4 protein-coding genes are annotated in these 3,409 nt (G+C 66.0%); 1 reads left to right on the forward strand and 3 read right to left on the reverse strand.

Features of this window, described 5'->3' with window-relative positions; translation table 11 throughout:
- The 3 genes from AAGI46_16415 to AAGI46_16425 form a co-directional block, all read right to left on the reverse strand.
- Positions 1-1,046, reverse strand: a 1,046-nt coding sequence (locus tag AAGI46_16415) for a hypothetical protein (GenBank protein ID MEM1013791.1), incomplete at its 3' end; no start/stop codon positions are given.
- A gap of 21 nt (positions 1,047-1,067) precedes the next feature.
- The gene (locus tag AAGI46_16420; GenBank protein ID MEM1013792.1) at positions 1,068-1,646 is read right to left on the reverse strand and encodes a hypothetical protein; all 579 of its coding nucleotides are present in this window, start codon (positions 1,644-1,646) and stop codon (positions 1,068-1,070) included.
- Between the two features lie 37 nt (positions 1,647-1,683).
- Positions 1,684-2,409, reverse strand: coding sequence for a glycosyltransferase family 25 protein (locus AAGI46_16425; protein ID MEM1013793.1), 726 nt, complete (start codon positions 2,407-2,409; stop codon positions 1,684-1,686).
- Positions 2,410-2,579: 170 nt separating this feature from the next.
- Between AAGI46_16425 and gatB the strand changes: the two genes are divergently transcribed.
- Positions 2,580-3,409 (forward strand): Asp-tRNA(Asn)/Glu-tRNA(Gln) amidotransferase subunit GatB (gene gatB / locus AAGI46_16430; protein ID MEM1013794.1); only part of this gene is annotated, 830 nt, incomplete at its 3' end.

The raw sequence follows: 3,409 nt of genomic DNA on the forward strand, positions 1-3,409 counted from the left end.
GCGAGGCGAATGTCGAAGCCGAGCTTGTCGGGCAGGCCGAGCTTGTGGAGGTGGTCGGGGAACTCGCCGAAGCCGTGGTGGCTGACGACGTATCTGGGGCGGACGCGCTCGATTGTCTCGATCAGCTCATCGAAGTCGGCGTGATCGCTCAGCGGCAGTGCGTGCTCGACGCCGTAGCGGAACTTGGCTCCTGGCGACAACGCCCAGCCGCTCATCATGACCCGGCAGACGTCGTCACCGAACTGCTGCGTGACGGCACCGCGTGCGTCGCGCGGCGGGCAGACGAGGACGCCGCGCTCCTCCAGGTCGAGCTGTCTGGGCCCGTTGAAGTCGGCCTTCTGGTACTGGCGAAGTTGGTCGTCGCGACCGAGTTGGATGCCGAAGTCGCGGTAGTAGCGGCTAATTCGCCAGATCGCGCCGTGCATCGAGACGTTGAACCCCGCGTCGGTGAGGATGCGGATGTTCTCCTGGCTCTTGCCGAGCGAATAGCCGTGGACGACCGGCTGCTTGCCTTCGCGAAACGCTTCGGCCACGAGCTCGACAAGCTGCTGTTCGACCTCTTCGGCCGGTGGGAACCGGAAGAACGGGCTGCCGTAGGTGCTCTCCATCACCAGCACGTCGGCCTGCTCGGGCTCGGCGTGTGGGACGGTTCGGCTGTGTCGCAGCTTGAAGTCGCCCGTGTAGAGCAGCGTGCCGCGGGGCGTCGTGACGAGCGGCATCGCACTGCCCAGCACGTGACCGGCCGGCAGGAGTTTGCACGACACGCCGTCGCCCAGGTCGACGGTCTGGCCGTACTCGGCTTCGGTGACCTCGCTCGCCAGGCCGCACCGGTAACGACCGATCGTGGCCGTCACCGGCGTGCAGACGGCGCGGCCGTGGAGCTTGGCAGGATCGGGCGGGTCGTCGCGATCGCCGTACGGCAGGTGGTCGCTGTGGGCGTGACTGACCAGGCACTTGGCCCGCGGCTGGCGGCTGTCGAGGAACCAGTCAGTCCCCGCGACCTTCAGGCCGTCGTTCCATTCGAACAAGTCGTCGACATCGACCAACGCCCTGACGTTAGCGGCGGGTCAGCTTCGCGATTGCCGCACGCACCAGTCGAACAGCACACGCCACTCCGCCTGCTGGAGCGCGACGGCCGGCCTGTGCAGCGGCGAGTCCGCGCCCTCGCGATGGGCTGTCTGAGCGAGGTCGACCAGGGCCGACGGGTTCCAGCTCGACGACGACAGCGGCAGCAGTCGCTTGTCGGCCGGCTCGTTGCGAAGGACGTCGGCCGCATGGCTCGACAGCGTCTTGAAGATCGGCAATTCGCCCGCAAGGCGGAACCAGTACTTGGCATTGCCGAAGTCGCCCTCGCGACGATGCATGATGCCGAGCCAGTAGCTGCCAAACGGCGTATCGACGCTCTGGCTAATCGTGTGGCTTTCGACCAGGAAGTCGTGCCAGAGCCAGAGCCCCGCCCGCACGCAGGCCTCGGCATCGCGATCCGTCGGCGGTTGCACGGCCCCGTCGGCGTCGAGTTGAACCAGCTGCGATCGTGCCTGTTCGTACGCCGTCGTCGGTACGAGCGCCTCGTACCGACCAGCGTTGTCCAGCTGCAGAACGTCGCGAGCAACGGGCGTGAGCGGGTCAAGCTGATCGGAAGCCATGGACAATTCGTAGGTCGTGCTTCAGCACGACGAATCGCTACCGCTTCAGGAGAGACCGGGCGGTGCCGGCGAGGTCGCGGAGGACGGGTACCTTGTCGAACCAGCGGCTGACCGTGATGTCGCTGCGGCTGCTTCGCTGGATGCCGAGCGTCGGGACGGCCATGAACGCCTCCAGGTCCGGCCGCTGGGCGATGAGCGTGTTGAACGCGCCGTCGATCGGCATCGGCCCGCCGTCGGGATGGCCGGGCGGACGGGACATGAGCAGGTCGAGGAAGTCGGCAGCCGCGTCGAGAACGGGCTTGCCGCGCCACGCGATGCAATGTGTGGCGATCAGGTTCCGTCCGGGCTCGATCCGCTGGATGCCTGGCCCGCCCGTCGGATGTTCGTAGTGGCCGAGGCGAACATGAGACCAGTTCGTCGCCGCGAGGGCCGAGAGCACGGGTCCGACATCTTCGGCGAACGAGCGTGAGAAGTCGCAGTCGTCTTCGAGCACCCAGACTCGCTCGTACCCGGCGGCGGAAGCGTGGCGGAGGACGTCGCGGTGACTCGTGAAGCACCCGCGATGGCCGAGGCTCGAGAAGCCGGCCAGCTCGTCGACCTTGCAGGCATCAAATCGCTTGACGAAGCCGTCGTCGAACGCCAGCCCGACCCGTGCGAGTTGCTGGCTCACCTCGCGTCGGCGGTCTGTCCGTTCGGGCAGGTTGATGACATACGCGTGGTCGAAGTGCTCACGCAGCAGCTTTGCGAGGACTTCTGGCTCCATCTAACAACGCTATCGGCTTGATTCTGCGGGAGGTGGAATCGAGTGTCTGCCCCTCGAAGCCGTGGGGTGAGCGGAGCGATCCCCCGGAAAATTCCTTCGACCCCTCGCTCAAGTTCCGGGGCATCGCTTCGCTCAACCCTCGGCTTCCGAGCGCTTGCTACCCTGCTCCCATGACGCGCAAGGCAGCCTCAGTCCGCACGCTGGTCGGGCTGGAAATCCACGTCCAGCTCGCCACCGACAGCAAGATGTTCACCGCCGCAAAGAACGGCTTCGGCGGTGAGCCGAACACCCAGGTCGACCCGATGGTCATGGGCTTGCCCGGCACGCTGCCGGTCATGAACAAGACGGCCGTCGAGTTCAGCATCATGACGGGCCTGGCGCTCGGCTGCGACATCGCCGACCGGTGCAAGTGGGATCGCAAGAGCTACTACTACCCGGACCTTCCGAAGAACTACCAGATTTCGCAGTACGACCAGCCGCTGTGCAGTGCCGGCAGCTACGAGCTGGTCTTGCCCGACGGCGGCACGAAGACGGTCCGCATCCGACGAGCCCATCTGGAAGAAGACGCCGGCAAGCTGCTGCACGATGCGCCCGGCGGCTATGCGATCGACTACAGCATCGTCGACTTGAACCGTGCCGGGACGCCGCTCCTGGAGATCGTGACGGAGCCCGACTTCGACTCGCCCGAATCCGTCGGGGCGTTCGCCCGTGACCTGCAGCGGCTGGTCCAATACCTCGGCGTGAGCCACGGCCAGATGCAGATGGGCCACATGCGCTTCGAGCCGAACATCAACGTCCACATCACCGACGAGGCAGGCGAGGTCCACAAGACGGCCATCACGGAGGTGAAGAACCTCAACTCGTTCAGCGTGGTCGAGAAGAGCGTCGCCTACGAGGTCAAGCGGCAGGTGCGCGTCTGGGAAGAGACCGGCGACCTGGGCAAAAAGGCCACGTACGGCTGGGACGACGCGAAGCAGCAGACCGTCCTGCAGCGCGAGAA

This window comes from Planctomycetota bacterium, assembly GCA_038746835.1.
Classification (GTDB): Bacteria; Planctomycetota; Phycisphaerae; order Tepidisphaerales; family Tepidisphaeraceae; genus JBCDKH01.

Bases quoted from the DNA above. Each gene is read 5' to 3' on its own strand.
- AAGI46_16420 (MEM1013792.1), bottom strand. From the start codon at position 1,646: ATGGCTTCCGATCAGCTTGACCCGCTCACGCCCGTTGCTCGCGACGTT.
- AAGI46_16425 (MEM1013793.1), bottom strand. From the start codon at position 2,409: ATGGAGCCAGAAGTCCTCGCAAAGCTGCTGCGTGAGCACTTCGACCAC.